This is a genomic window from Amycolatopsis sp. NPDC051373, from assembly GCF_040689465.1.
Taxonomy (GTDB): Bacteria; Actinomycetota; Actinomycetes; order Mycobacteriales; family Pseudonocardiaceae; genus Amycolatopsis.
The window spans coordinates 12,921-36,703 of the sequence record NZ_JBFBAE010000046.1; the positions used below are offsets into that span (position 1 = coordinate 12,921).

The following is a 23,783-nucleotide window of genomic DNA, read 5'->3' on the forward strand; positions in this document are numbered from 1 at the left end:
CATGTCCGGACTGATCCAGGTCATCGTCGGCGGCCTCGCCGACGGGGGCGTGTACGCGCTGATCGCGCTGGGCGTTTCGCTCATTTACTCGATCAGCCGCATCATCAACCTCGCCCAGGGCGGGTTCGTGGTGCTCGCGGCGCTGCTTGCCGTGTCGATCCAGCAGTGGCTGGGTGTGCCACCGCTGGTCACCGTGGTGATCGTGGTGCCGCTGTTCGCGTTGCTCATGGCGGTGGTCGAACGGCTGGTGATGGCGCCGGCCGCGGCCCGCGCGACGCCGGACCGGATGCTGCTGGTCACCGTCGGACTGTTGCAGGCCATCGGCGGGCTGCTGCTGCTCGTGTGGGGCAACCTGCCGTACACGATGCAGCCCTTCAGCGGCGACACCGCGATCACGATCGGCGGCGTCCGCATCGTGTCGCAGTACCTGTGGATCATCGGCGCACTCGTGGTGACGGTGGCCGCCCTGTGGTTCCTGGTGCAGCGCACGAGCCTCGGGCTGACGATGCGCGCCACGGCGAGCAACCCGGAAGCCGCCGCGCTGCAAGGGATCAACGTCGGGCGCATCCGGCTGATCGCGTTCAGCCTCGCCGGCGCGATGGCGGCGCTGGCCGGCACCACGGTCATCCCGGCAACGTTCCTGCAGTTCTCCACGGTGACGCCGTACGCGGTCGCCGGGTTCATCGCGGCGGTCGCGGGCGGCCTCGGCAGCACGGCCGGTGCTGTGGTCGGCGGCCTCGTTCTCGGTCTGCTGCAAGGACTTTTCAGCCGCTACACCAGCGGCGACCTCGCGCAGGTGATCGCGATGGCCGTGCTCATCGTGCTCCTGCTCGTGCGACCGACCGGGCTGCTGGGCAAGACGAGCGAGGTGCGCCGATGACCACGCAGGAACAGACCACTCCCACCACCGCAGCCCGCCCGCAGGCCGGCCGCGGTCGGTCACCGCAGCGGCTGGTCATCGCGGCCGTGGCGGTGGTCGTCGCCCTCGTGCTGCCGTTGCTGGTCCCGGGCTGGCTGGGCCTGCTCGTGATCGCCGGGATCTTCTTCCTGATCGTGCTCGGGCTCAACCTGCTCATGGGTTACGCGGGCCAGGTCTCGTTGGGACAGACGCTGTTCATGGCGATCGGCGGCTACGGCGCGGGCCTGCTCACGCTGCGCTGGCACTGGCCGACGCTGGTGGCGATGATCGTGATGGCCGTGGTCTCCGCTGCGGTCGCGGCCGGGCTGGGCACCGTGTTCCTGCGGCTGCGCGGCTACTACCTCGCGCTCGCGACGCTGGGGCTGGCCGTGATCACCGAGTCGCTCGCGTCCGGGCTCACCGGGTTCACGGGCGGGCCCTCGGGCCTGGTCGGCGTGCCGAGCCTGCGCCTGGGCACGTTCGACGTCTTCAGCGACCAGGCCAACTACTACCTGCTGCTCGTGGTGTGCGGGCTCGGCGCGTGGTTCGTCGGCAACCTGCAGCGTTCCCAGACCGGGCGGGCGCTCTCGGCCATCGCCGCCGACCCGGCGGCCGCGACGATGCTCGGCATCAACGCGGCCCGCTACAAGACCAGCGCGTTCGTGGTCTCCGCCGTCTACGCCTCGCTCGGCGGCAGCCTCTACGCGTTCTACCTGCGGTTCATCTCGCCGGAAGTGGTCGGCGTGACGGTGGCGCTGAGCATCGTGATCATGCTCGCGCTCGGCGGCGCGCGCACGATCGTCGGGCCGCTGCTGGGCGCGCTCGTGATCCAGGGGCTGCCGGAGGTGGGGCAGAGTTTCGCGTCCTGGTCGCCGTTCGTGGCCGGGGTCGTGCTCATCCTCGTGATCACCTACCTGCCGCGCGGGATCTGGGGCGCGATCAAGAAAGCGGTGCAGCGATGACCACCGAGACCCCGTTGCTGGCCGTGCACGGCCTGACCCGCCGCTTCGGCGGCGTGACCGCGGTCGACGACGTGAGCTTCACCGTCGCCCCCGGCACCGTGCGCGCGATCATCGGTCCCAACGGCGCCGGCAAGACCACGCTGCTCGACCTCATGACCGGGTTCACCGCGCCCGACGCCGGCCGCGTCGAGTTCGCGGGGCGTGACATCACCGGCATCCGCCCCCACCGGCTGCCCACGCTCGGCCTCGCGCGCACCTTCCAGTCGGCTCGGCTGGTCGGCACGCTGACCGTGCGTGAGAACGTGATGCTCGGCGGCTACCGGTTCACCCGCGCGCGGTTCCTCTCCGACGGCCTGCGCCTGCCTGGCACCCGCCGCGAGGAACGCGCGCTCGGCCGCCGCGCCGACGAGCTGCTGGAGTTCCTGGAGCTCGGCGCGTTCGCCGACAGCCTCGCCGGCGAGCTGCCCGCCGGCGCCCAGCGGCTGGTCGAGGTCGCCCGCGGACTCGCCGGCGGACCGACGTTGCTGCTGCTGGACGAACCGGCGGCCGGGCTCGACGACACGGAGACCGGTGAGCTCGCGGCGGCGCTGCGGGCGGTGTGTGCGGGCGGCATCTCGCTGGTGGTGATCGAGCACAACATCGAGCTCGTGATGACCGTGAGCGACCACGTGACCGTTCTCGACGCCGGCCGCGTGATCGCCGACGACGTGCCGCAGCGTGTGCAGGCCGACCCGGCCGTGATCGAGGCCTACCTGGGAGTGAAGCCATGAATCTCACCGTCCGCGGCCTCGACGCCCGCTACGGCTCCACCCGCGTGCTGCACGACGTGTCCTGCGAGGTCCCCGACGGCAAGATGGTCGCGATGATCGGCGCCAACGGCGCGGGCAAGACCACGCTGCTCAAGTGCCTCGCCGGGCTGCACCGGCCGTCCGCGGGGGAGGTCACGCTGGGCGGCGAACCGGTCGCCGGGCTCGCCGCGCACGAGGTGGCGCGTCGCGGCGTGTGCCTGGTCCCGGCCGGGCGGCAGCTGTTCGGCGACTTGACCGTCGCGGAGAACCTGCAGGTCGGGTTGCACGGCACCGGGGTGCGCGGCACCGCGGCGACCGAGCGGCTGGAGCGCGTCTACGGCATGTTCCCGATCCTGCGCGAGTTCGCCACCCGCCAGTCCGGGCTGCTGTCCGGCGGGCAGCAGCAGATGCTGGCCATCGCGCGGGCGCTCGTGCGGGAGCCGAAGGTGCTGCTGCTCGACGAACCGTCGCTGGGCATCGCGCCCTTGCTGGTCACCGAGATCCTCGGTGTGCTGCAACAGCTCGCGCGCGACGGCGTGACGATCCTGCTCGCCGAGCAGAACGCCGCCGCCGCGCTCGGCATCGCCGACCACGGCGTGGTGATGGAGAACGGCACCATCACCCGCACCGACACCGCGGGGGAACTGCTCGCCGACGAGGACGTGAGCCGCCACTACCTCGGCACCGCCCGCGACGCCGTCGCCGTGGGCCACGCCCGCGCGTTGCCCGCCGGGTTGCGTGAACCGCTGCAGATCACCTAAGACTGTCCACAGTAGAGACTCAACGAGGAGCTCCCATGAAGATCGTGCTCGTCCACGGCGGGTGGCAGGGCGGCTGGGCGTGGGACGACGTGGCCGAACAGCTGAGTGCCGCCGGTCACGAAGTGTTCGCCCCGACTCTGCGCGGCCAGGAGGACGGCGACGTCGACCGCTCCGGCGTCACGCTGACCACCATGGTCGACGACTTGATCGATCGGATCGAGCGCCACGGCTTCGACCGGTTCGTCCTCGTCGGCCACAGCGGCGGCGGCCCGGTGATCCAGCTCGTCGCGGAACAGCAGCCCGCACGCGTGGAACGCACCGTGTTCGTCGACGCGTGGGTGCTGGCGGACGGCGAGTGCATCAACGACCTCCTGCCGGACGAGCTCGTCGACGCGGTCACCGCGCTGGCCGGGCAGAGCACCGACAACTCCGTCACCCTGCCGCCCGAGATGTTCCTGGGGGCGTTCATGCAGGACGCCGACGAGACGCTGGCCGCGAGCGTCGCCGCACGGATCGTGCCGAGCCCGCTGGGCTGGCTCACGGAACCTGTCCGGCTGTCGCGGTTCTTCACCTCGGGTGTCCCCAGCAGCTACGTCTTCCTGCAGCAGGACCAGGCCGTGCCGAAGACGGCCTACGAGCGGTCCGCCCACCGCCTGGCCGACCCGCGCATCGTCGAGTGTCCCGGCAGCCACGAGGCCATGCTCACGCACCCGGTCGAGCTCGCGAAGGCGTTGCTGGCGGCCACCGCGTGAGGCACCGCACCGGTTTCCTGGCGCCGCTGTACTACGACGAGCTGCGGCCGGATCGCGCCCCGGCTCACACTGTCGTCCTCGTGCACGGTGGCAGCGTGACCGGTGCGTGTTACCTGTCGACTCCGGACGGTCGCCCGGGCTGGGCCCACACTTTCGCCGAGCACGGCTACCGGGTGCTCGTGCCGGATTGGCCCGGCACCGGGCGCAGTACGGCGCTGCCGCCGGACGAGGTCTCGGGTGAGGTCGTCTGCGCGGCGCTCGGGGCGTTGCTCGAAGCGCAGGACGGGCCGGTGGCGCTCGTCGTGCACTCGATGTCGGGGCCGTTCGGGTTTCGCCTGGCGGCCACGCAGGGGGACCGGATCGCCGCGCTGGTCGCGCTCGCGCCCGGCCCGCCCGGCGACATCCAGCCGGAGCCGGCGGTGCTCGACGAGACTGAAGACGACGTTGAGATCCAAGGCCTGGCCCTGCGGTGGCGGCTCCCGAAGCGGGGCCTGTGGTGGCCGGACGACGCGTTCGCCCGGGCGAAGCTGATCGGGGCCAGCACGCGGTTCCCGGCCGCTGCGGTGGCGACATACAGCCGGCAGCTCGGCCCCATCCCCGCCGGGCTGCTGGCGCAGCGCCAGAACGTCCGCGGCAGCCAGCTGCGCGGGGCCGGTCGCTTCGACGGCAAGCCCGTGCTGGTGCTCACCGGCGACCGCGACACGGACCACCCGCGCGCGGCCGACGGCGCGACGGCCGAGTGGCTGTCCGCGCACGGCGCCGACGTCACGTACCGCTTCCTCGACGATCCGGAGCACACAGGCAACGGCCACATGCTGATGAGCGAGGACAACAGCGAAGCGCTCGCGGAGCTGGTCGTCGGGTGGCTGGACCGGGTTTTCTGAGCGCGCCCGGTCTCAGGCGAAGCGCTGGGCGTCGGCGTGAGGCAAAACGGCCAGATCTTGGTGTTCTCGCAGTGCGGGCCCTCGGGCCGTTCGGTCCACTGGCGCGTGAGCAGCGCGTTGTTCGCCGGCAGCGCTGACACGGTCCGCGGCCAGATCGAGCGGTTCTACGAGCGCGTCGGCGGCTTCGGCCACCTGCTGCTCATGGGCCAGGCCGGGTTCCTGGCGCACGAGGAGACCGTGCGGGGCATCGAGACGTTCGCCGGCGACGTCAAGCCGAAGCTCGCCGGACTGTCGACGGCGACCGCGGGGGCGAGCCGTGGCTAGCGGCGTCGTCGGCGCGGACGAGCTGCGCCGGACGCGCGGGGCGTGGCCGACCGGCGTCGCCGTGGTGACGAGCGGCGGCCCGGGCAGCGCTCCCGTCGGCCTCGCGGTGAACTCGTTCACGTCCTTGTCGCTCGACCCGCCGCCGGTGTTGTTCTGCGCCGGGCTGTCGTCCACGACGTGGCTGCACATCCGTTCCGCCGGCCGGTTCCTGGTGCAGATGCTGGCCGCCGACCAGCACGACGTCGCCAGGGTGTTCGCGCGCTCCGGCGGGGACAAGTTCAGTGGCCTGGCCTGGCATCGGCGCGACGGGCTGCCAGAGCTCGACGGATCGCGGCGGCGCTGAGTTGCTCGATGTACGGCGTGTACGCGGGCGGCGACCACGAGATCGCCGTCGGCCGCGTCGAAGCCGTCGAGACGTTCGACCGGCGGCCGCCGGTGTTCCACGACGGTGGCCTGCACGCCCTGCCGCTCGCCCGGGCGAGCTGAGCCGAGGCGACGGTGTGAACTCGAGCAGGTTCTGCGTCCTGCCGGTGTCAGATGTGGCCACTTCGAGGGCCTTCTACGCCGCGCTCGGCTGTGTCGAAAGCGGGGTCGACGGCGACCGGTGGGCCGGGATGTCCTCCGACCACAAGGAGAACCACCATGTCGTCCGTCCTCATCACCGGCGCGTCCAAGGGCATCGGCCGCGCCATCGCGATCGAGCTGGTCGGGCGCGGGCACCGCGTGATCGCCACCGCCCGCCGTCCGGAGACGCTCGCCGACCTGCCCGTCGACCAGCGGCTGCGGCTCGACGTGACCGACCAGGAAAGGTCGACGCGGCCATCCGCCAGGCCGGCGAGATCGACGTCGTGGTCAGCAACGCCGGCGAAAGTGTCCGCGCGCCACTGGAGAGCGTGCCGCTCGACGAGGGCTGTTCGAGCTCAACCCCCTCGGCGCGTTGCGGGTGGTGCAGGGCGTCCTGCCGGCCATGCGCGAGCGCGATTCGGGCCGGCTGGTGTTCGTTTCGTCTCCAGCATCCAGGGCCGGATGGTGTTGCCGATGATCGGCCCGTACGGCGCGACCCAGTGGGCGCTGGGGGCGCTGGCCGAGACCCTCGCGATCGAGACCGGCCACTTCGGCATCCAGGTGAACCTCGTGCAGCCCGGTGCGGTCTCCTCGGGCGGCGGCGAACGGGCCAAGGTGCACCTGAGGGACGACGATCGCTATTCGGCGCTGTAGCAGGAACTCCCGGTCCTTCGCGGTGAGGTCGTGACGCCGGACGCGGTGGCCGCGACGGTCGCCGACACGATCGAGCAGCCCGAACCGCCGCTGCGCGTCCCGGCCGGCGCGCCCGCGAAGCAGGTGCTGGAGGCGCGCAAGGTGGCGCCGGAGGACAAGCCCTTCCTGGCAGTGCTCCTCGACTGGTAGTCAGCCCATCAACGGGTAGTCAGCCGCGCGACGCCGAGATCGGCTCGAGGAGCCGCCGCGGGACGTTGAGCGCGGCGGACACCGGGTCGAGCTCGGCCTCGGTGGGCTTGAAGCCGGGGCCGGGCTCGATGCGGGTGTCGCCGGCCGCGACGAGCTCGCCGCACTTCTCGCACCGGCCCTCCTGGTCGAGCAGCGCGCCGTCCACGTCGTGGCGCAGCGCGCGCTTCACCCCGGCCGGCGAGTAGAAGTCGTCTCCCCAGTTGATGAGCGAGCGGACGATCGGCCAGAGCGCGACGCCCTTGTCAGTGAGCACGTACTCGACGGTGCCCGCACTGTCGTTGCGCGTGAGCACGCCTTCGCGGACGAGGAGCTTAAGCCGGGCCGTCAGTACGGCGCGGGGGATGCCGAGCTGGGTGGCGAAGTCCCCGAAGCGGCGCACGCCGTAGAACGCGTCACGCACGATGAGCAAGGTCCACCGTTCGCCGACGATCTCCAGTGCCCGCGCCAGGGAGCAGTTGCGATCCGCGTAAGTGCTGGGAAGGGACATACGAGCAGTCTACTCCGCTGGTTCGCTCACTGAACTGGAGTTGTGCTACGGTCGGCCGTGGTTCATTGACTGAACTGCGGTTGCCTCTGTTGCTCAGCCACTGTCAGCGTTTGTCGGATTCCCAGGAGAGCCAGCGATGTACCAGTTCCTCGTTTCCTTCACCGTGCAGCCGGACCACCGCGACGACTTCGTGCGCGTAGCCCGCAACACTGGCGTCGACTCCCTGGCCAACGAGCCGGGCTCGATCCGGTTCGAGGTCATCGCGGACGAGGAGAACCCGGACGTCTTCTACCTCAACGAGGTCTACGCCGACGTCGACGCGTTCAACACCCACGCACAGGGCCCGTACTTCGGCGCGTTCTTCGCCGAGGCGAGCACGTATGCCGAAGGTCCCGTGTGGCTGATGAAGGGCAACCTGGTCGATGACGTCGACGACAGGGCCGCCGTCTGAGTCCGCTCGCAAGACCGGCGGAAGGCCCTCGGACGTGCCCAAGCTGTTCGTGAACGCCGAACCCGGCGCGATCCTGAGCTCCCGCCAGCGGGAGTTCTGCCGGACCTGGCCCAACCAGACCGAGCTCACGGTGCCCGGCATCCACTTCGTGCAAGAGTTCAGCCCGGACCTGATCGGCTCCGCGATCGCGCACTTCGTCCGCGGTCTGTCCCGATGAGCTCCGGCATTTCGAAAGGTGTTGCAGTGTCCCACGACGACAGGCTGTTCCTGGTGACCGGCGCGACCGGCAAGACCGGGGGCGGCGCGCTCAAGCTCCTGCTCGAAGGCGGCCACCGCGTCCGGGCGATGGTGCACGGCGAGGACGACCGCTCCCACGCACTGGCGAAGGCCGGTGCCGAGGTGGTCGTGGCCGACCTGCACGACCTCGACGGGATGACCACCGCGCTGCAGGGGGTCACTGGCGCGTACTTCTGTCACCCGATCCTGCCGGGCCTGGTGGAGTCGACGGTGATCTTCGCCCAGGCGGCGACCGAGGCCGGGGTGCGCTCGGTGGTCAACATGTCGCAGATCTCGGCCCGGCGCGAGGCCGGCAGTAACGCCGCTCGGCAGCACTGGCTGTGCGAGCGCCTGCTGGACCGGACCGATCTGCTCACCACGCACATCCGGCCGACGTTCTTCGCCGAGTGGCTCAAGCTGTGGTGGGAGAAGCGCGACGGCGAGGGTTACTTGCGCCTGCCGTTCGGCGAGGGCCGGCACGCGCCGATCGCCTCGGCCGACCAGTCGCACGTGATCGCCGCTCTGCTCCTGCAGCCCGAGCCGCACAACCGCGCGGCGTACTCGTTGCACGGTCCGGTCGAGATGAACCACCACGACATCGCCAAGGCCATCGCGACGGAACTCGGCCACCCGGTGCACTACGAACCGATCAGCGTCGAGGAGTTCTCCGCGTCGGGGCTCGAGAAGGGCGCGGACGCGCACCTCGTGCAGCACCTCTCGAACGTCGCGATCGACTACCGCAACGGCGTGTTCTCCGGCACGAACGACGTCGTCGAGAAGATCGCCGGCCGCCCGCCGCTCTCGGTGGCGGACTTCGTCCGCGAGAACCGCGCCGACTTCGCGACCAGCGGGCCGCGTTTCGTCCCCGCACCGTGACGCGGGCGGCCTGACCGATCGAGGAGAGTCCGTTGTCCTACGCGGTGGATCCGGAGCTCGCGCCCTGGTTGCCCCTGATCCCGGACATCGACGTCGGTGACCCCGGGAAGGCGCGCGCGGTTGAGCGTTCGTTGCTGGCGCAGCGGCCGGAGCCGTCGCTGGACGGGCTGACCGTCGAGGACCGGGAGGTGCCGGGCCGCCCGCTCGCGCCCGCGGTGCCGGTGCGCGTCTACCGGCCGGAGCAGCAGAACGGGCTGGTGCCGGCGATCCTGCAGCTCCATTCCGGCGGGTTCGTCACCGGTGGCCTGGACACGGAACACGGCGGTGCCGCCGCGCTCGCCCGGTCGGTGGGCGCGGTGGTCGTGTCCGTCGGCTACCGGCTCGCGCCCGAGCACCCGTATCCCGCCGCGCTCGACGACTGTTACGCGGCTTTGGTGTGGCTGGCGGAGTCCGTCGGCGAGCTCGGGGACGACCCGGTGCGGATCGCGGTGTCCGGGCAGAGCGCCGGCGGTGGTCTGGCCGCCGCGGTCGCGTTGCTCGCGCGGGATCGGGGCGGGCCGGCGCTGGCGTTCCAGGTGCTCGGGATCCCGGAGCTGGACGACCGGCTGCTGACCGACTCGATGCGGACCTATGTGGACACTCCGGTCTGGCATCGGCGGAATGCCGAGCAGAGCTGGGCTTTCTACCTGGGGGACCGGGCCGGTGGACCGGACGTGTCGCCGTATGCGGCGCCCGCGCGTGCGACGGACCTGACGGGCTTGCCGCCGGCCTACGTCACCGCTGGCCAGTTCGATCCGCTACGCGATGAAGCCCTGGAGTATGCGCGCCGCCTGGCCCAGGCCGGCGTGCCCGCGGAGCTGCACCTGTACCCGGGCACGTTCCACGGGTCCACGTTCGTGGCCGAGGCCGATGTCTCGCAGCGGATGACGGCCGACGTGATCGGTGCGTTTCGTCGTGTCTTCTGAGCGGCGAGGGGCCGCCACGGCTTGGCCGGCCGGCGAGCGGTTCGGCATCGCCGCCGCGCCGACCGGGCTGGCGCTCGTCCAGGACCTGCTCAACACCCGGCCGAGCCCGCGGAAAGGGTTCGTCGATCTGCTGTCCACAGTGGGCTCGGCGCAGCGGTGGGCGGCCGCGGCGATCGCGGAATGGGCTGAAGCCGAAGGACATCGCCGACGCCGGGTTCGGCTCAGGACCGCGGATGTCGACGAGCTTCGGCAGCTCCGGGAACAACTCACGGCCCTCGTGCGGACCGAGGACGAGCCGGTGCCGCCCGCGTTGTCCGGGCTGACGCTCACCGCGGGCACCACCACCGACGGCCGGCTGGACCTCGAACCGGCCGGGAGCGGGTGGCAGCTCGTCGACGGTGCGGTGCTGCTCGAGATCCACCGCGCCGGCCGGCTGGACGAGTGGCGGCGCCTGAAGACCTGCCGCGGCGCCGCGTGCCCGATCGCGTTCTACGACCGGTCACGCAACAACAGCCGCGTCTGGCACGACGTCAAGGTCTGCGGCAACATCGCCACCCTGCGGGCTTCCCGCGCCCGGCGTCGGCGAGTGGTGTCATGAGCGCACCGCAACAGTCCACACTCGACAGCCGGGGAAAGCTACGCTCGCCGCGCCCGCTTGGCGCCGCGGGAGATCTGCGCCTCGGTTTCCTCCATGGTGACGTCGTGGCCGGCCGCGCAGCGCACGGCGGCGAGGAGCGATTCGCCGCAGCCGGCGTGCACCAGCTCGACGCCGCCGGTCGGACCCGCCAAAGTGGCGCCCCAGTTCATCATCGCGACCACCACGGGGAACAACGAACGGCCCTGCTCGGTCAGCACGTACTCGTGGCGGGTGCGCAACCCGGGCTCGCGGTAGGGCTGCCGGCGCAGCAGGCCGTCGTCGACGAGCTGCTTGAGCCGCTTCGCCGCGACCGCGTCGCTCAGGCCGGTGCGCCGGGCGAGCTCGTCGAAGCGCCGGCCACCGTAGAACGCCTCGCGCAGCAGGATCATCGCCGACCGGGTGCCGACGAGCTCCAGCGCGCGCTCGATCTTGCACCAGCCTTCGGCAGTCCACGCATCGCGGTCGACGAACCGGCCGACGCGCGTCACCACGGGACGGTCCGCCTCGGACTCCTGTGTGTGTGCCATGACAGTCACTGTACCTGTCTAGCTTTGACCATAGTCAGGCTGTTAGCGTGCTGGCTATGCCTTTGGAAAGTCAGCAGGTGTCCGTGACCAGGTCAGGGACCGTGAGACCCGAAGCCGAAGCTTCCGCGCGAGGCCGGCACAGTCAGCTCCTGTCCACCAGCGCGCGGAACTGTTCGACCACGCCGGCCCGCTCGTCCCGCCTCGCTCCGGCGGGGGTGATGGTGAGCGTGGTGACTCCGGCTTCCTGATAGGCGGCGATGCGCTCGCGGACGTGGCTTTCGGGGCCGATCAACGATATCGAGCGGAGCAGTTCTTCCGGGACCGCAGCTTCCGCTTCCCGCTTCTTGCCGGCCAGGTAGAGGTCCTGGATCTCCTCCGCCTCGGCCTCGAAGCCGTAGCGGCGCACGAGGTCGTTGTAGAAGTTGCGGCCCTTCGCGCCCATGCCGCCGATGTACAACGCGAGCGACGGGCGCATCGCGTCCAGCATCGGCCGGGGGTCGTCGGTGATGCGGAAGACCGCCTGGGCCTCGATCTGCAGTGGGGGCAGATCGTCGGCGCGCTTCCCTGCGCCGTCGGCCAGCGACCGGCCCCAGACGTCCTTCGCCTTCTCCGGCAGGAAGAAGAACGGCTGCCAGATGTCCGCGAGCTCCGCGGTCATGGCGACGTTCTTGGGTCCGATCGACGCGATCAGGATCGGGATCCGGCTGCGCACCGGCGTGTTGATCAGCTTGAGCGGCTTGCCGAAGCCGGTGCCCTCGTCCTCCGGCAGCGGGATGCGGTAGTGCTTGCCCTGGTGGACGACGCGTTCGCGCCGCCAGACCTGGTGGCAGATCTCGACGACCTCGCGGGTCCGCCCGAGCGGCGCGGTGTACGGCACGCCGTGGAACCCTTCGATCACCTGCGGTCCCGAAGCGCCGAGGCCGAGGATGAACCGGCCTTCGCTCACGTGGTCCAGGCCTGCCGCGGTCATCGCGATCAGAGACGGCGTGCGCGTGTAGATCGGCAGGATCGCCGAGCCGATCCGGATGGTGCTCGTGAGCGCGGCGAGCGCACCGAGCTGGCTCACCGCGTCGAACGTGTACACCTCGGCCACGTAGGCGATGTCCGCGCCGGCGCGTTCGTACGCGACGACGTCGTCGGCCAGGTCGCGGAAGCTGCCTTTCGCGCTGTACTCGTTGTGGACGCCGACAAGCACGGTCCCGCCTGCTTTCCTGCTCCGGTGAAGTTGCTGCGTGTCCTCAAGGTTGCGCAAGGCAACTCACTCGTCAACCGCCGGTGTGACTTGGGGTTCGATCGGTGCGGCTCCGGCGCGGTCGTCCCGTAGACTACACCTGACTGCGCAAAAGCCTAGCCAGAGTTTGGCCCGTTTTCGAAGGAGCACGTGCATGAAGCCAGCCCTCAACCGGCGCGTCGCGGTGACCGGGATCGGTGTCGTGTCGCCGGCCGGCATCGGCGTGAAGGAGTTCTGGGACGGGCTGGCGCGTCCGGCCGCCGCGGCGAACGTGCGGCGGCTCAGCGGCTTCGACCCGCGGCGCTGGATGTCGCACAAGGTGGCGCGCACGGCGGACCTCGCGACGCAGATGGCAGTCGCGGCCGCCGACGAGGCGCTGGCGGACGCGGGGCTGCTGACCGGCGAGATCGAGCCGGCGGTGACGGTGCTCGACGCCGAACGCGCCGCCGTCTCGCTCGGCACGGGCATCGGTGGCGTGTCCACTCTGGAGTCGCAGGCCGGGGTCCTGGCCGCGCAGGGCGAGCGCAGGGTGTCGCCGCACACCGTGCTCATGACGATGCCGAACGCGGGCGCCGCCGCGCTCAGCATCCGCTACGGCTTCCAGGGCAGCGCGTCGGTGATCACCACGGCCTGCGCGGCCGGCACCGACGCGATCGCCGCGGGCGCCAGGCTCATTGCTTCGGGGGCCGCCGACCTCGTGCTCGCGGGCGGCAGCGACTCGAGCCTCACGCCCGTGTGCGTGGCCGGGTTCACCAACATGCGCGTGCTGAGCCGCAGCGGGATCTCGCGTCCGTTCGATGTGGACAGAGACGGCCTCGCCGCGTCGGAAGCCGCCGGTATCCTCGTGCTCGAGCCGCTGGAACTCGCGTTGGAGCGCGGCGCGAGCATCTACCTGACCATCGACGGCACCGCCTCGACCGCCGACGCCTACCACGTCACCGCGCCCGCCCCGAACGGCGCCGGCGCCGAGCGCTGCATGCGCATGGCGATCGAGGACGCCGGTTACACACCGCAGGACATCACCCACATCAATGCCCATGGCACCTCGACGGCCCTCAACGACGCCGCCGAGGCCCACGCCATCCGCCGCGTCTTCGGTGCCTCCCGGCCGCTGGTGACCAGCATCAAGGGCGCCACCGGTCACTCGTTCGGCTCGGCCGGCGCGGTGGAGGCCGTCGCCGTGGCGCTGACGATGGCGCACGAGCTGATCCCGCCGACACTCGGACTGTCCACACAGGACCCGGCGCTCGACATCGACGTGCCCCGCGAACCCACGCCGTGGACTCCGGGACCCGTGCTCTCCAACAGCTTCGGCTTCGGCGGGCACAACGGCAGCCTGGTGTTCTCGCCGGTCGCCTGACTAGTGCCCGGCTTCGGGCCGACGGAACCGCCAGGACGCGCGCGGACGTGCTCTGCCGGACGTCGCCGTCCTGGTTCTCCGTCTTGTACTTGTACGACATCAGCACGGTGGCCCGCGAGGGCCGCGACCGCGAGAAGGTGAGCTTGTCGATCTGCCCCTCGACGCGCAGCGCATCACCCGCGCGGGCCGCCGACGGCCACGCCAGGTCGATGGCTGCGCCGACGATGCCCGTGGCGAGCGGCAGGGCGGAGGTCACCAGCAGGCGCATGGTGATCGCCGCGGTGTGCCAGCCGCTCGCGCCGAGCCCGTCGAAGAACGTGTCCCGCGCGCCGTCGGCGTCGAGGTGGTAGAGCTGCGGGTCGAACGTCGTCCTCGTGGAACACCGCGGCCATGCGCAGGATCGTCACGTCCAGTCCGGCCCACCGCAGCACTTCCTCCGACAGCCACTGGCCCCGGCCAAGGTGGCTCGGATGCGTGCGCGTCGACGGGCCCATCGACATCACGACGGTGCGCGGGTTTCCGCCCGTTTCGCGCACCGTCTCCGCGTAGTTCGCCGCCGCCTGGACGATTCCCGCGTCGACCGGGTAGGTGAGGTACGCCTGCGCCACGCCGTCCAGCGCCGGCACCAGGGTCCGGTAGTCGTTCAGATCGCCAGACCACGACCTCGGCCCCGAGCGCGGCCACCCGCTCGGCCCGCTCGTCGTGCCGGCGGACCAAGGCCCGCACCGGAATCCCGCTCTCCAGCAACCGCCGCACGACGTGCGCGCCGGTGCCCCCGTGCCGCCCGGTCGCGCCCGTGACCAAGACCGTGTCCGAACTCATCCCTGCTCTCCGTTCCGGTTTCCCCTACTGTGGCCTCGTGAGCGGCTGATTGGCGGGCGGGGGAGGAGATGGACCACACCGACCCCGAGCGCACGGCAGACTGGCTGCACCGGCTGATCGAGGGCACCCTGCTGATGGGAACGATCCAGGACGACCGGCATCGCGCGTTGCGCGCGACTTGGCCGGCCTCGTCGTCGGGTGAGGAGGGGCGTCATGGCGGTAATCGAGGATGTTCGTGCCCTGGGCTCGGGGCTCGAGCGCTCCTATCCGGTCTACGTGCGCGGCCGGTTGAAGTTCCGGGTCAAGCAGATCGTCTATGTCGCATTCTCCCTCGACGAGACGGTGATGGGGTTCGCGTTCCCGAAGGAGGAGCGCGCCGCGCTCGTCGCCGGCGAGCCGGAGAAGTTCCGGCTGCCGTCGGAGTCGGACATGCGGTTCAACTGGGTCCACGCCGAGCTCGCTGCGCTGGACCCGGCCGAGGCCCGCGAGTTCGTCGTGGACGCGTGGCGGATGGTGGTCCCCCAGAAGGTCTCCCGCGCCTACGACCTCTCCCATCCCGATGGTCCGGGATGACGGCGCCCGCCCCGTGGTTGACGATGAGTTCGACGGGCCGGCCGGGCCAATCGGAAGGAGCCACCGCGGAAGGGAGCCTGCCTATGCAGCTGACGACCCTCACGAGCGCCTCGCTCGACGGAGCGGCCCGGCTACGGCCTGGCGTGCGTCGAGCTGCGCGAAGGCTTCGAGCAGCTTCACCCGATTCGACGCCCCGTGCATGATCTGGCGGCGCCGGGCCTGGCGGCATCGAGGGACCGCTGAATAGCGTCGCCGGCGACCTCGCGACTGCGCAGCCTGCTGCCCAACCTTCACCATTACCGGCCCCGTCGCCCGGCATCCGAAGCTGGTCATGATCAACGACCCCGGACCGGCTACCCGTCCGATTACTGCCGATGAGAGCGCTGCGCGGTACGAGTGGCGGCACACAGGTCAGGTCACTCTCGACGCTGACAAACACTTGGCGCTGCCGGCGGCCTGTCCTGGATCATCACCCCATCCTGGCGGGCCCGGCTCTCAACACCGGACCTGCGCGGTGATCACCGCGCTACGGTGTCGCCGTCGGCCCCGCGCCATCGGTTGGGCCGGTCGGTGCTGGACGGAACGAACTCGGAGGTCGCGGTGCGGCTGGTGTCGGTGAACGCGTTCAACCTCTACGACGGCGACACCCCGGCCGCGGAGGAACGGTTCGCGCGCCTGGAGGCACTGGTGCGCGGGCTCGACGCGGACGTGCTCGCGGTGCAGGAGATCGTCGCCCGCGAACCCGGCCCCCGCGACCCCGACAAGCGAGACCTCGCGACGACGCGGCTGCGACGACTGGCCAAGGCCGTGGGCCGTCAGTGGAAACACCGCGGCGAGCCGATGCTCGCGCTGGGCGGCGACATCCACCACACCGCGCTGCTCTGGCGCGACGGGATCACCCCGGTGCCCGGCACCATCGGCCGCTTCGAGCGCGCCGACGCCGGGATGTGGCACTCGATGGTCACCTGCGTCTTCGACCTCGGCGGCCCACGACTGCGCGTCGGGTCGGTGCAGCTGTCCCGGTTCGACCAGGCCTGGGGATGGTCGGACGCCGCGCAGATCCTGCGCGCCATGCACTGCGACGAGGTACCCGGGTTCATCGGCGGGGGCTTCAACGGCGTCGGCGCCACCACGGTCCCGACCCCCGAGGGTGACAGCCACTTCTACGACCACGACCCCTACCTGCACCAGCCCTGGCACCCCGACCACGCCTACCAGTTCGACGAGCACGGACGCCTCGACCGCCGCGTCGCGATCCGGCTCGAGCACCTGGGCCGGATGCGCGACTGCGCCCGGATCACCGGCGCCCCTTGGGCCGCCACCACCGGCTTTCACCCGAGTGATCACCACCCGCCCCGGCGCATCGACCGCTGGTACGCCACCCACCACGCGCCCGACGCCGCCGTGCGCAGCGTCCACGTCGTCGACCACGCCGCGGTCGGCCAGTGCACCGACCACACGCCCGTCATCCTCGACCTGGACCACACCGCCATCCCGCGGTAGGGCCTGGCCATCGGCTCAGGTGACCACCCCGCTCGCTGGCCGCAAAAGGATCTGATCTGAATCGTCGAGTTCGACGAACTCTTTCAGGACTGCATTTCTGTGATTCTGACGGGCAGTGTCGATCGCGTCGAGGATCAAGTGCCGATCGTTGGGGCGGAGATACAGGTAGTGCCCGGCGTCAGGCAGGACGTCGACCTCAGCATGGGGGAGGAGTCTCCTGAGGTTCGCCGCCGCGGCGGGGTCGTGGACGATGCTGCGACCGCCGAACAGCTCTAGGACGGGTACCTGGATCGCGGGGAGGGCGTCCTTGCGTGGGCAGGTTTGGAACGGGACCCGGGCGCGGTAGGCGCGGATCCCGGCGAGGATGACTTGTGTCAGCTCGACGACCGTCGTGGGGTTTTGGGGAACGCCGTGTCCGCCTGAGCGATGAAGAGCCGCTGCACCCCAACCTTTCCCCTGCCGACGCTGTCCAGTTGCGCCACCAGAAGGTCGGCGGCGGCGTCCAGCCCGACGCCCGAGACTGGCGGCGGCTCCGTGGCGTAGGCGACCGGGTCGAACGGACGTCGGCCGGCGGACGCCGGAGACGTCGCGTGCCTACCGTGCGCCGCCATGTCGACCGCGACCGCGGTGCGGCCCCGCCCTACCAGCTCGGCGATCACCTCCGTCCAAGCCCACGCTCCGTGGTAGAAACCGTGGAGCAGGACGACCGGCTCGTTCGGCATGAATCCTCACCCCCGACGCAGGGGGTTACCCGGGCATTCCGCCGGACGGTAGTGGATTCGCGACCGTCGCGGTCACTGTCATACGACTGCCGCCGCGGCTCCTGTCCAAGGCTCACTGTCCACTCGCGACCCATGCTGATTCCTACGGTCCGGGTACGCCGTTGGGCGAGCCGCTCAGTCTCTGCTTCGTTTTCCGGCACCTCGTCGCGGCGCCGTGGTGGGTCGGCGTTCTGCCCTGTCCGGTTCAAGTCAACTGACTGTGCGGACGGCCGCGGCTCATATCGATCGCAGCCGGCCGCGAAGACCGGCGGCTGCGGAACGGGACACGGCGCGTGAGCCGGGTTGCGCGCGCGTGCGTCGTCACTCGCGGCCGACCTGCGCAAACACCGAAACCTGTCGAACGACTGTCCGAGGCGGTGCAACGGCGCCGACTCCCTGTGGCCATCCGACGGAAGCGGGCGAGCAGAGCGGGACTGGATCCTGAGAACCGGCCCGATGCGTGCTCGGCCCGCATCGAGGCGGCTTTCGAGGAGCGCCGGTCAGGCCTGCTCCAGTGAAGACAGCGTCCTATTCAAGGGAAGATTCGCATGAATGATGTCTCTGCCAACGAGGCCGACACGATTGTGCTCGTTCACGGTCTCTGGGTGAATCCACGCAGCTGGGAGGGGTGGAAACACCATTACGAGGCTCGGGGATACCGGGTGCTCACCCCGGCCTGGCCGGGTCTCGACCGCGAGGTGGAGGAGCTTCGGCGTGACCCCGCGGGAATCGCGGGAGTCGGCCTTCGCGAGGTGGTCGACCACTACCAGAGCATCATCCACGCGCTGGATCGACCGCCGATCATCATGGGCCACTCGTTCGGCGGCACTGTCGTGCAGCTCCTGCTCGATCGCGGGCTGGGCAGCGTCGGCGTCGCGATCGACTCGGCCGCCGTCAAGGGCGTCCTGCCGCTGCCGCTGTCGACCCTCAAGTCGACCTGGCCGGTCCTGGGAAACCCGGCCAACAAGAACAAAGCGGTCTCGCTGACGCCGGAGCAGTTCCACTACGCCGTCACCAACACGCTCACCGAGAGCCAGTCCGCCGCGCGCTACGAGCGGTACGCCGTCCCCGGCTCGGCCCGCGTGCTGTTCCAGGGGGCGTTCGCCAACTTCAACCCCCGCGCCGTGACCCGGGTCGATTTCCGCAAGCGCCAGGTCCCGCTGCTGTTCATCGCGGGGAAGGCCGACCACATCGTGCCGCCCAAGGTCAACAAGGCCAACTGGCGTCTCCACCGCAAGTCCGCGGCCGTCACTGATTACCGTGAATTCCCCGGACGCTCGCACTTCATCATCGGCCAGGACGGCTGGCAGGAAGTCGCCGACTACGCGCTGAACTGGGCCGAGGAGCACGCCGCCGCCCGCGTGTGACCGTCGGCGCCCACGTCCGCCCCGGGCACCACGCCGGCACCGGGCTCACGGGTCGCCCCCGGCCCCACCGCCACAAACCCCCGCAGGCGGACACGTCTGCGGACAGCAATGACAATTGTTTCGAACAAGGAGAAACCGTGCGTAACCGTCGTGTTTTCCGCTCCGCCGTCCTCGGCGTGACCGGGATCGCCCTCGCCGCCGGCCTGACCACGCTGGCGTCGGCCGCACCGTCCCCCCAGACCGCGTCCGTCGCGCTCGCGCACCCGGCCAAGGCTCCGAAGCCGACGATCGTCCTCGTCAACGGAGCCTGGTCGGACGCGGCCGCCTGGGGCAGCGTGGTCAAGCCCCTGCAGGCCGCCGGCTACCCGGTCGTCGCCCCGCCGACGGCCCTGCGCAGCGTTTCCGGCGATTCCGCCTACCTGGCGGCCTACCTCAAGACCATCCAGGGCCCCATCGTCCTGGTCGGACAGTCCTACGGCGGATTCGTCATCACCAACGCCGCCACGCACAACCCCAACGTCAAGGCCCTGGTCTACATCTCGGCCTTCGAGCCGGCCGAGAACGACACCGTCTTTGACCTGACCAAGCAATTCCCGGGCAGCCAGATCACCAGCGACCCCAACGCGCAGGTTCCCACGGCCCTCAGCCCGGTCGTCTACAGCGATCCCGACGGCACCACCGAGGTCGATCTGTACGCCAAGCCGGCCCAGTACCGGGACCTGTTCTTGAGCAACCGCGTCTCCGCGGCCGCCGCCGCGGAGCTCGCCGCCACGCAGAGCCCCATCAACTCGGCGGCCCTGAGCAACCAGTCCGGCGAGCCGGCCTGGAAGACCATCCCCTCGTGGGCCCTCGTCTCCGACGCCGACCACGTGATCCCGCCGGCAGCCGAGCGCTTCATGGCCACTCGCGCTCACTCCCACATCGTCGAGGCGAACACCCCCCACGCAGCACAAGTGACCAACCCGGGGATCGTCATCGACCTCATCGAACGGGCCGCCGCGGCCACCCGGTGACGTGAACCGGACGACACCGCAGGCCAACTCAGCGGTGTCGTCCGGCGCCGGCCGATCATCGTGTCCGGACTGTAAGACGAGCGGTGTGACTCCCTCTCATGGAGGTGCACTCGATGACCGAGATGGTGTCTGGCCTGGAAAGAGCTGAGGAATGGTGCGATCACTGCCCAAATCGGCTAAAACGAGCACCATCCACATCGAATCCGGAACGACGAGGTCGCGAACCGGCCGATCATTCCGGCGTTCGTTCGGAGGAACCAGAACCGGCCCCACCGCGCCACGCCCGTGGCGAACTGCCGTAGGCACGGGAAAAGGCCCGGCTGAAGGCGGCTTCGGAGGTGTAGCCCACGCGGGCCGCGATCCGGCCGACCGGGTCGGCCGTGCCGCGCAGCAGGTGCGCCGCGTGGCCCAGGCGGCACCGCAACACGTACGAACCGGGCGTTTCCCCGACCGACTCGGCGAACCGCGTCGCGAACGCCGAACGCGACAGTGACGTGAGCCGCGCCAGCTCGTCGACGGGCCAGTCGCGACCGGGGTCTCGGTGGATCGCGGTGAGGGCCGGTGCGAGCACCGGATCCAGGGCCGCAGTCAGCCAGCCGGCGCCCCGCGCATCGCCGGACGCGGCCCACGACCGCAGCGACCAGATGAAGAGCAGATCGAGCGCTCGCGACACCATTACGCGGGCGCCGGGTGCCTGGTGAACCACCTCGGACACGAGCAGCTCACTGATCGGCGCGAGCCACGCCGCGGATCCCGCGTCGCCGCGGATCACGATCGCCGGCGGCAGAACACCGAGCAGCGGTGCGGCGACCACCGTCTCGACGAGGAACTCCCCGGTCACCCAGCGGGCGTGCGGCGCCGCTCGGACGAGGTGGGCATCACCCCGCACGAGCAGCGCGAGGTCCCCTGCGCCCAGTTCCACGGTGGGTTCGCCCGCGACCTCGACGCTGAGCCCGCCCTCCTCGACCATGTGCAACAACCTGGCCCCCGCGGGGTGCTGTGCACGCGGGCTCGACCGGCGCCGCACATCGCCACCCTGCAGGTGAATCGCCTGCAGCACGTCAGAGAGCGCATCGTGCTCGCCGGCGGCCGGCGGCTGTGGAGAATCGGCAAAGTCTTCCGGATCTTGAGTCATGTTTTCGGCTCCGACCTCCTTCTAAGCTGCGACGGCGACGCGCCAGTGGTTCCGCACGAGCGGACCCAGGGCTCCCGACGGAGGAGGTTACCGCCATCATGTCTGCCACGCAGACCATATGAGATTGGATCATTTCAGCGGATTCAATCCGGTTTCGGATGATCTGGCCGTGGAGTATGGTCGCGCGGTGTCTCCGAAGAACGAGCGCCGTGACGCGGTGCCGCCACCCGACGCCACCTCGGCGATCGGCGATCTGACCTGGCTGGCTCACCGCGCGGCGGCAGCGCTCGGCGACGCGTTCAACGAGGTCTCGCGGGATGCGGGGTTGGCCGATCTGCGCGACTGGCTCGTTCTCGAACTGATCAGCAACGGTCCGGAGCGGACGCAGTTGGAGATCGCCACGGAACTCGGTGTCGACAAGACCACGTTGGTGTCGATTCTCGACCGCATGGAGCGCGACGGGCTCGTCGTCCGCGAACGCTCGGCCCGTGACCGGCGTGTGCGCATTCCCAGGGCAACCGCGAAAGGCATCGAGGTGAAGGAACAGGTCGCCATCGCTCGCGATACGGCGGTCATGCGCCGCCTGTCCTCGATTCCCACCCGTGACCACGCGAAGTTTCACGCGATGCTGTGGAGCATCGTCCAAGATTATTGAACACCCGAACGCGGAACCACTGCTTTATCGCCACGTTTGCACAACGGCTGACGTCAGCACTCCGCGCGGCAGGAGTGAAGGATCGCTTACGTTGACAGCCAGAGGTACACACCGGCGAATCGCTTGTGGACAGTCCGGCCCGCGAGGCCAAGCGCCGGGCCGGGAATTCTCGACACGCCGCGCAAGCGGGGGAGCGTGACCCGGTGGGCGACAACGGCCTTTTCGAACACGGTGGTGTCGATTCCCTGGTGGGACGCGGCGTGGCGCTCGAGCGCATCCGCGGCTTCCTCGACGCCACGGATCGTGGTGGAGCGCTCCTGTTGTCGGGGGCGGCGGGGGTGGGCAAGACCGTACTGCTCAATGCCGTGGCTGAAGCGGCGGCCGCGAGTGGCTCGCGGGTCCTGCGTGCCGCCGGTGTCGAGTTCGAGGCCGACGTGAGCTATTCCGGACTCAACCAGGTCCTCTTCCCCTTCTACGAGGCGTTCGGGGAACTCGAGACGTCGCATGCCGATGCGCTGCAAGTCGCCCTGGGCTTCGGGAGCGGAGCACCGCCGGAACGGCTCGTCGTGTCGAACGCGACTCTCATGCTCCTGCGTCACGTGGCCAAGGCCGGCCCGCTGCTCCTGATCGTCGACGACCTGCCGTGGCTTGATCGGGCCAGCGCCGCCGTACTGGGCTTCGTCGCCCGCAGGCTCAACGGCACCCGCGTCACCTTCCTCGGCGCCATGCGCTCGGGAAGTGAGACCTTCTTCAACCGCGGTGGCCTGCCCGAGTACGAGGTGCCGCCGTTGGACGGAGAGTCCTCACAGCTCCTGCTCAACACTCGATTCCCGACGCTGGCCGCCCGAGTGCGTCAGCGACTGCTGTCGGTGGCCGAGGGAAACCCCCTGGCCCTGCTCGAGTTGCCCACGGCGCTGAGCGGGGAGCAGCGCGTGGCCCTGGAGAGCCTTCCGGCGGTACTCCCGCTCAGCCAACGGCTCCGGGCGCTGTTCGTCTCCCGGGTGTCCGTCCTCTCCCTCGCCGCACGGCGGCTGTTGCTGCTCGCGACGCTGGAGGGAACCGGCAATCTCGCGGTCCTGCAGGCATCGGCACGGCAGGCCGGCTACGAATCCGACCTCGAAGACCTCGCCTCGGCCGAGCAGGATCGGCTGGTGGCTTTCGACGACGGCACGCGCCGGCTCGTTTTCCGGCACCCCTTGATCCGCTCGGCAGTCGTGGATGCTTCCACGAGTGCCGAGCGCCGAGCGGCTCATCGAGCGTTGGCCCAGGTGCTGGTCAGCCACCCCGAGCGGCGGGCCTGGCACCTCGGCGAAGCTTCCGTCGAGCCGGATGAGCACGTGGCCGGCCTGTTGGAACAGGCGGCGCGTCGGATCGCAGGCCGCGGAGACGCCGTCGGAGCGGTCGCGGCGCTGGTCAGGGCAGCCGATCTGAGCCCCCACGCCTCGAATCGCGCTCGCCGGCTCGCCGAGGCCGCCTACATCGGCGCCGACGCGACCGGGCAACTCCGCAACGCCTCGGAACTGCTCGAAGGCGCCCGCTTGGCCGACCCGGAGCTGAAGGGGTCCCTCCACTTCGCGGCGGTGGCTGCCTTCTTGATCATCAACGGCGACGGGGACATCGACACCGCCCACCGACTGGTGGCCGGCGCCGTCGAGTCCGGCACGCACCGCTACGACGCCCAGGACGGCGCCCTCATCGACGCGCTCCACCTGCTGCTGCTCCTGTGCTCCTTCAGTGGCCGCGCGGAGCTGTGGGATCCTTTGTACGCGACGCTCCGACGCCTGCGACCGGAGCCGCCCGCCCTGCTGTCGGTGGTTGTCAAGGCCAGGTCCGACCCAGCCCGTTCCGGTGCCGCAGCTCTGGAACAGTTGGAATCCGTTCTCAGCGACTTGCAGAAAGAGACCGACCCCGGCCGGATCGTTCGCGCCGGCACCGGCTCGCTCTACCTCGATCGCCTGGCGGATGTCCGCGAGCCGTCCTGGCGAGTCGTTCTCCAAGGGCGCGACGGCGGTCCGGCGCGCCCGCACATCGGCGCGCTGTTGCACCTGTGCCTGGACGATTACCTCACCGGCAGGTGGGACGAATGCCTGGAACTGGCGGATGAAGGAACCCAGGTGTGCCAGGACTCCGGGTACCACTTCTTCACTTTCTACTTCTGGTACTGCCGAGCCGTGGGACCCCCCGCCCCCCCCCGCCCGCCATCCGGGACCAATCGCCCCCCCACCTGCACGAGCGCGCCTGCCAGGTCGGCGCACAGACGACGGTCCGGCACCAGCGCTAGGAGACCCTCGACCACCGGCCGCAACGG

Annotated in this window: 30 protein-coding genes and 2 pseudogenes; 26 read left to right on the plus strand and 6 right to left on the minus strand. The window is 70.4% G+C overall.

What is annotated here, in order from left to right; translation table 11 throughout:
* Window position 1: 1 nt before the first annotated feature.
* The 13 genes and pseudogenes from AB0383_RS47595 (at window position 2) to AB0383_RS47655 (ending at window position 6,776) form a co-directional block, all read left to right on the plus strand.
* Entirely contained in the window at window positions 2-880 is an 879-nt protein-coding gene (locus AB0383_RS47595) for a branched-chain amino acid ABC transporter permease (protein WP_364186049.1), read from the plus strand.
* Complete coding sequence (locus tag AB0383_RS47600; RefSeq protein ID WP_364186050.1) at window positions 877-1,860, plus strand: branched-chain amino acid ABC transporter permease; 984 nt, start codon at window positions 877-879, stop codon at window positions 1,858-1,860. The genes AB0383_RS47595 and AB0383_RS47600 overlap by 4 nt, the downstream gene beginning before the upstream one ends.
* Window positions 1,857-2,630 carry an ABC transporter ATP-binding protein gene (locus tag AB0383_RS47605; protein ID WP_364186051.1) on the plus strand — a complete coding sequence of 258 codons (774 nt, stop codon included), beginning with the start codon at window positions 1,857-1,859 and terminating at the stop codon, window positions 2,628-2,630. The genes AB0383_RS47600 and AB0383_RS47605 overlap by 4 nt, the downstream gene beginning before the upstream one ends.
* A complete protein-coding gene (locus tag AB0383_RS47610; RefSeq protein WP_364186053.1) occupies window positions 2,627-3,409 on the plus strand; it encodes an ABC transporter ATP-binding protein in 783 nt (260 codons plus the stop codon). Before AB0383_RS47605 ends, AB0383_RS47610 begins: the two co-directional genes overlap by 4 nt.
* A gap of 35 nt (window positions 3,410-3,444) precedes the next feature.
* Window positions 3,445-4,161 carry an alpha/beta hydrolase gene (locus AB0383_RS47615; protein ID WP_364186055.1) on the plus strand — a complete coding sequence of 239 codons (717 nt, stop codon included), beginning with the start codon at window positions 3,445-3,447 and terminating at the stop codon, window positions 4,159-4,161.
* Window positions 4,158-5,045: an alpha/beta fold hydrolase gene (locus AB0383_RS47620; RefSeq protein WP_364186057.1), complete on the plus strand. Its 888-nt coding sequence runs from the start codon at window positions 4,158-4,160 to the stop codon at window positions 5,043-5,045. Before AB0383_RS47615 ends, AB0383_RS47620 begins: the two co-directional genes overlap by 4 nt.
* Window positions 5,046-5,150: 105 nt before the next feature.
* A complete protein-coding gene (locus AB0383_RS47625) occupies window positions 5,151-5,369 on the plus strand; it encodes a hypothetical protein (protein ID WP_366191127.1) in 219 nt (72 codons plus the stop codon).
* Window positions 5,362-5,712: a flavin reductase family protein gene (locus AB0383_RS47630; RefSeq protein ID WP_366191129.1), complete on the plus strand. Its 351-nt coding sequence runs from the start codon at window positions 5,362-5,364 to the stop codon at window positions 5,710-5,712. The genes AB0383_RS47625 and AB0383_RS47630 overlap by 8 nt, the downstream gene beginning before the upstream one ends.
* An 8-nt stretch (window positions 5,713-5,720) precedes the next feature.
* Window positions 5,721-5,855 carry a hypothetical protein gene (locus tag AB0383_RS47635; RefSeq protein WP_366191131.1) on the plus strand — a complete coding sequence of 45 codons (135 nt, stop codon included), beginning with the start codon at window positions 5,721-5,723 and terminating at the stop codon, window positions 5,853-5,855.
* A gap of 156 nt (window positions 5,856-6,011) precedes the next feature.
* Window positions 6,012-6,122: pseudogene (locus AB0383_RS47640) on the plus strand (SDR family NAD(P)-dependent oxidoreductase); the annotation flags it as partial.
* Between the two features lie 190 nt (window positions 6,123-6,312).
* Window positions 6,313-6,411 (plus strand): hypothetical protein, encoded by a 99-nt coding sequence (locus AB0383_RS47645; RefSeq protein WP_366191184.1) that lies wholly within the window; start codon window positions 6,313-6,315, stop codon window positions 6,409-6,411.
* A pseudogene (locus AB0383_RS47650) lies at window positions 6,384-6,587 on the plus strand (SDR family NAD(P)-dependent oxidoreductase); the annotation flags it as partial. The gene AB0383_RS47645 and the pseudogene AB0383_RS47650, both read left to right, overlap by 28 nt.
* A gap of 30 nt (window positions 6,588-6,617) precedes the next feature.
* Window positions 6,618-6,776: a hypothetical protein gene (locus tag AB0383_RS47655; RefSeq protein ID WP_366191133.1), complete on the plus strand. Its 159-nt coding sequence runs from the start codon at window positions 6,618-6,620 to the stop codon at window positions 6,774-6,776.
* A gap of 19 nt (window positions 6,777-6,795) precedes the next feature.
* On the opposite strand, the gene AB0383_RS47660 is transcribed toward AB0383_RS47655, so the two are convergent.
* Window positions 6,796-7,323, minus strand: coding sequence for a helix-turn-helix domain-containing protein (locus tag AB0383_RS47660; RefSeq protein WP_364186075.1), 528 nt, complete (start codon window positions 7,321-7,323; stop codon window positions 6,796-6,798).
* A 136-nt stretch (window positions 7,324-7,459) separates the two neighbouring features.
* On the opposite strand from AB0383_RS47660, the gene AB0383_RS47665 reads away from it, so the two are divergent.
* The 5 genes from AB0383_RS47665 to AB0383_RS47685 are packed head-to-tail and all read left to right on the plus strand — an operon-like array spanning window position 7,460 to window position 10,489.
* Window positions 7,460-7,774: a putative quinol monooxygenase gene (locus tag AB0383_RS47665; protein ID WP_366191136.1), complete on the plus strand. Its 315-nt coding sequence runs from the start codon at window positions 7,460-7,462 to the stop codon at window positions 7,772-7,774.
* A 34-nt stretch (window positions 7,775-7,808) separates the two neighbouring features.
* Entirely contained in the window at window positions 7,809-7,991 is a 183-nt protein-coding gene (locus AB0383_RS47670) for a hypothetical protein (RefSeq protein ID WP_364186071.1), read from the plus strand.
* Window positions 7,992-8,017: 26 nt separating this feature from the next.
* Window positions 8,018-8,926 (plus strand): NmrA family NAD(P)-binding protein, encoded by a 909-nt coding sequence (locus AB0383_RS47675; protein ID WP_366191139.1) that lies wholly within the window; start codon window positions 8,018-8,020, stop codon window positions 8,924-8,926.
* A 32-nt stretch (window positions 8,927-8,958) separates the two neighbouring features.
* A complete protein-coding gene (locus AB0383_RS47680) occupies window positions 8,959-9,891 on the plus strand; it encodes an alpha/beta hydrolase (RefSeq protein ID WP_364186068.1) in 933 nt (310 codons plus the stop codon).
* Complete coding sequence (locus tag AB0383_RS47685; protein ID WP_366191141.1) at window positions 9,881-10,489, plus strand: CGNR zinc finger domain-containing protein; 609 nt, start codon at window positions 9,881-9,883, stop codon at window positions 10,487-10,489. The genes AB0383_RS47680 and AB0383_RS47685 overlap by 11 nt, the downstream gene beginning before the upstream one ends.
* 38 nt (window positions 10,490-10,527) lie before the next feature.
* Here the strand turns inward: AB0383_RS47685 and AB0383_RS47690 are convergent, their stop codons facing one another.
* Together AB0383_RS47690 and AB0383_RS47695 are read right to left on the minus strand one after the other, a co-directional pair.
* Complete coding sequence (locus tag AB0383_RS47690) at window positions 10,528-11,055, minus strand: helix-turn-helix domain-containing protein (RefSeq protein WP_364186064.1); 528 nt, start codon at window positions 11,053-11,055, stop codon at window positions 10,528-10,530.
* Window positions 11,056-11,197: 142 nt separating this feature from the next.
* Window positions 11,198-12,250 (minus strand): LLM class F420-dependent oxidoreductase, encoded by a 1,053-nt coding sequence (locus tag AB0383_RS47695; RefSeq protein WP_366191143.1) that lies wholly within the window; start codon window positions 12,248-12,250, stop codon window positions 11,198-11,200.
* 190 nt (window positions 12,251-12,440) lie between these two features.
* On the opposite strand from AB0383_RS47695, the gene AB0383_RS47700 reads away from it, so the two are divergent.
* Both AB0383_RS47700 and AB0383_RS47705 read left to right on the plus strand, forming a co-directional pair.
* The gene (locus AB0383_RS47700) at window positions 12,441-13,646 is read left to right on the plus strand and encodes a beta-ketoacyl-[acyl-carrier-protein] synthase family protein (protein ID WP_366191145.1); all 1,206 of its coding nucleotides are present in this window, start codon (window positions 12,441-12,443) and stop codon (window positions 13,644-13,646) included.
* Window positions 13,647-13,735: 89 nt separating this feature from the next.
* The gene (locus tag AB0383_RS47705; protein ID WP_364186085.1) at window positions 13,736-13,996 is read left to right on the plus strand and encodes a hypothetical protein; all 261 of its coding nucleotides are present in this window, start codon (window positions 13,736-13,738) and stop codon (window positions 13,994-13,996) included.
* On the opposite strand, the gene AB0383_RS47710 is transcribed toward AB0383_RS47705, so the two are convergent.
* A complete protein-coding gene (locus AB0383_RS47710; protein ID WP_366191147.1) occupies window positions 13,899-14,468 on the minus strand; it encodes an NmrA family NAD(P)-binding protein in 570 nt (189 codons plus the stop codon). The two genes, AB0383_RS47705 and AB0383_RS47710, sit on opposite strands and share 98 nt — an antisense overlap.
* A gap of 213 nt (window positions 14,469-14,681) precedes the next feature.
* Here AB0383_RS47710 and AB0383_RS47715 point away from each other — a divergent pair, with 213 nt between their 5' ends.
* The gene (locus tag AB0383_RS47715; RefSeq protein WP_364186089.1) at window positions 14,682-15,041 is read left to right on the plus strand and encodes a hypothetical protein; all 360 of its coding nucleotides are present in this window, start codon (window positions 14,682-14,684) and stop codon (window positions 15,039-15,041) included.
* Between the two features lie 570 nt (window positions 15,042-15,611).
* Window positions 15,612-16,544 (plus strand): hypothetical protein, encoded by a 933-nt coding sequence (locus AB0383_RS47720; RefSeq protein ID WP_366191149.1) that lies wholly within the window; start codon window positions 15,612-15,614, stop codon window positions 16,542-16,544.
* A gap of 374 nt (window positions 16,545-16,918) precedes the next feature.
* Here the strand turns inward: AB0383_RS47720 and AB0383_RS47725 are convergent, their stop codons facing one another.
* On the minus strand, window positions 16,919-17,266 hold the full coding sequence (locus AB0383_RS47725) for an alpha/beta fold hydrolase (RefSeq protein ID WP_366191151.1): 348 nt from the start codon (window positions 17,264-17,266) through the stop codon (window positions 16,919-16,921).
* Between the two features lie 587 nt (window positions 17,267-17,853).
* Here AB0383_RS47725 and AB0383_RS47730 point away from each other — a divergent pair.
* Both AB0383_RS47730 and AB0383_RS47735 read left to right on the plus strand, forming a co-directional pair.
* Window positions 17,854-18,672, plus strand: a complete 819-nt coding sequence (locus AB0383_RS47730) for an alpha/beta hydrolase (RefSeq protein WP_366191153.1) — start codon at window positions 17,854-17,856, stop codon at window positions 18,670-18,672.
* 137 nt (window positions 18,673-18,809) lie between these two features.
* Window positions 18,810-19,685 (plus strand): alpha/beta hydrolase, encoded by an 876-nt coding sequence (locus AB0383_RS47735; RefSeq protein WP_366191155.1) that lies wholly within the window; start codon window positions 18,810-18,812, stop codon window positions 19,683-19,685.
* 232 nt (window positions 19,686-19,917) lie between these two features.
* On the opposite strand, the gene AB0383_RS47740 is transcribed toward AB0383_RS47735, so the two are convergent.
* Window positions 19,918-20,820, minus strand: coding sequence for an AraC family transcriptional regulator (locus tag AB0383_RS47740; RefSeq protein WP_366191157.1), 903 nt, complete (start codon window positions 20,818-20,820; stop codon window positions 19,918-19,920).
* Between the two features lie 124 nt (window positions 20,821-20,944).
* Between AB0383_RS47740 and AB0383_RS47745 the strand changes: the two genes are divergently transcribed.
* Both AB0383_RS47745 and AB0383_RS47750 read left to right on the plus strand, forming a co-directional pair.
* Window positions 20,945-21,475, plus strand: coding sequence for a MarR family transcriptional regulator (locus tag AB0383_RS47745; RefSeq protein WP_366191159.1), 531 nt, complete (start codon window positions 20,945-20,947; stop codon window positions 21,473-21,475).
* Window positions 21,476-21,678: 203 nt separating this feature from the next.
* A partial coding sequence (locus tag AB0383_RS47750) for an ATP-binding protein (RefSeq protein ID WP_366191161.1) occupies window positions 21,679-23,783 on the plus strand: 2,105 nt, incomplete at its 3' end.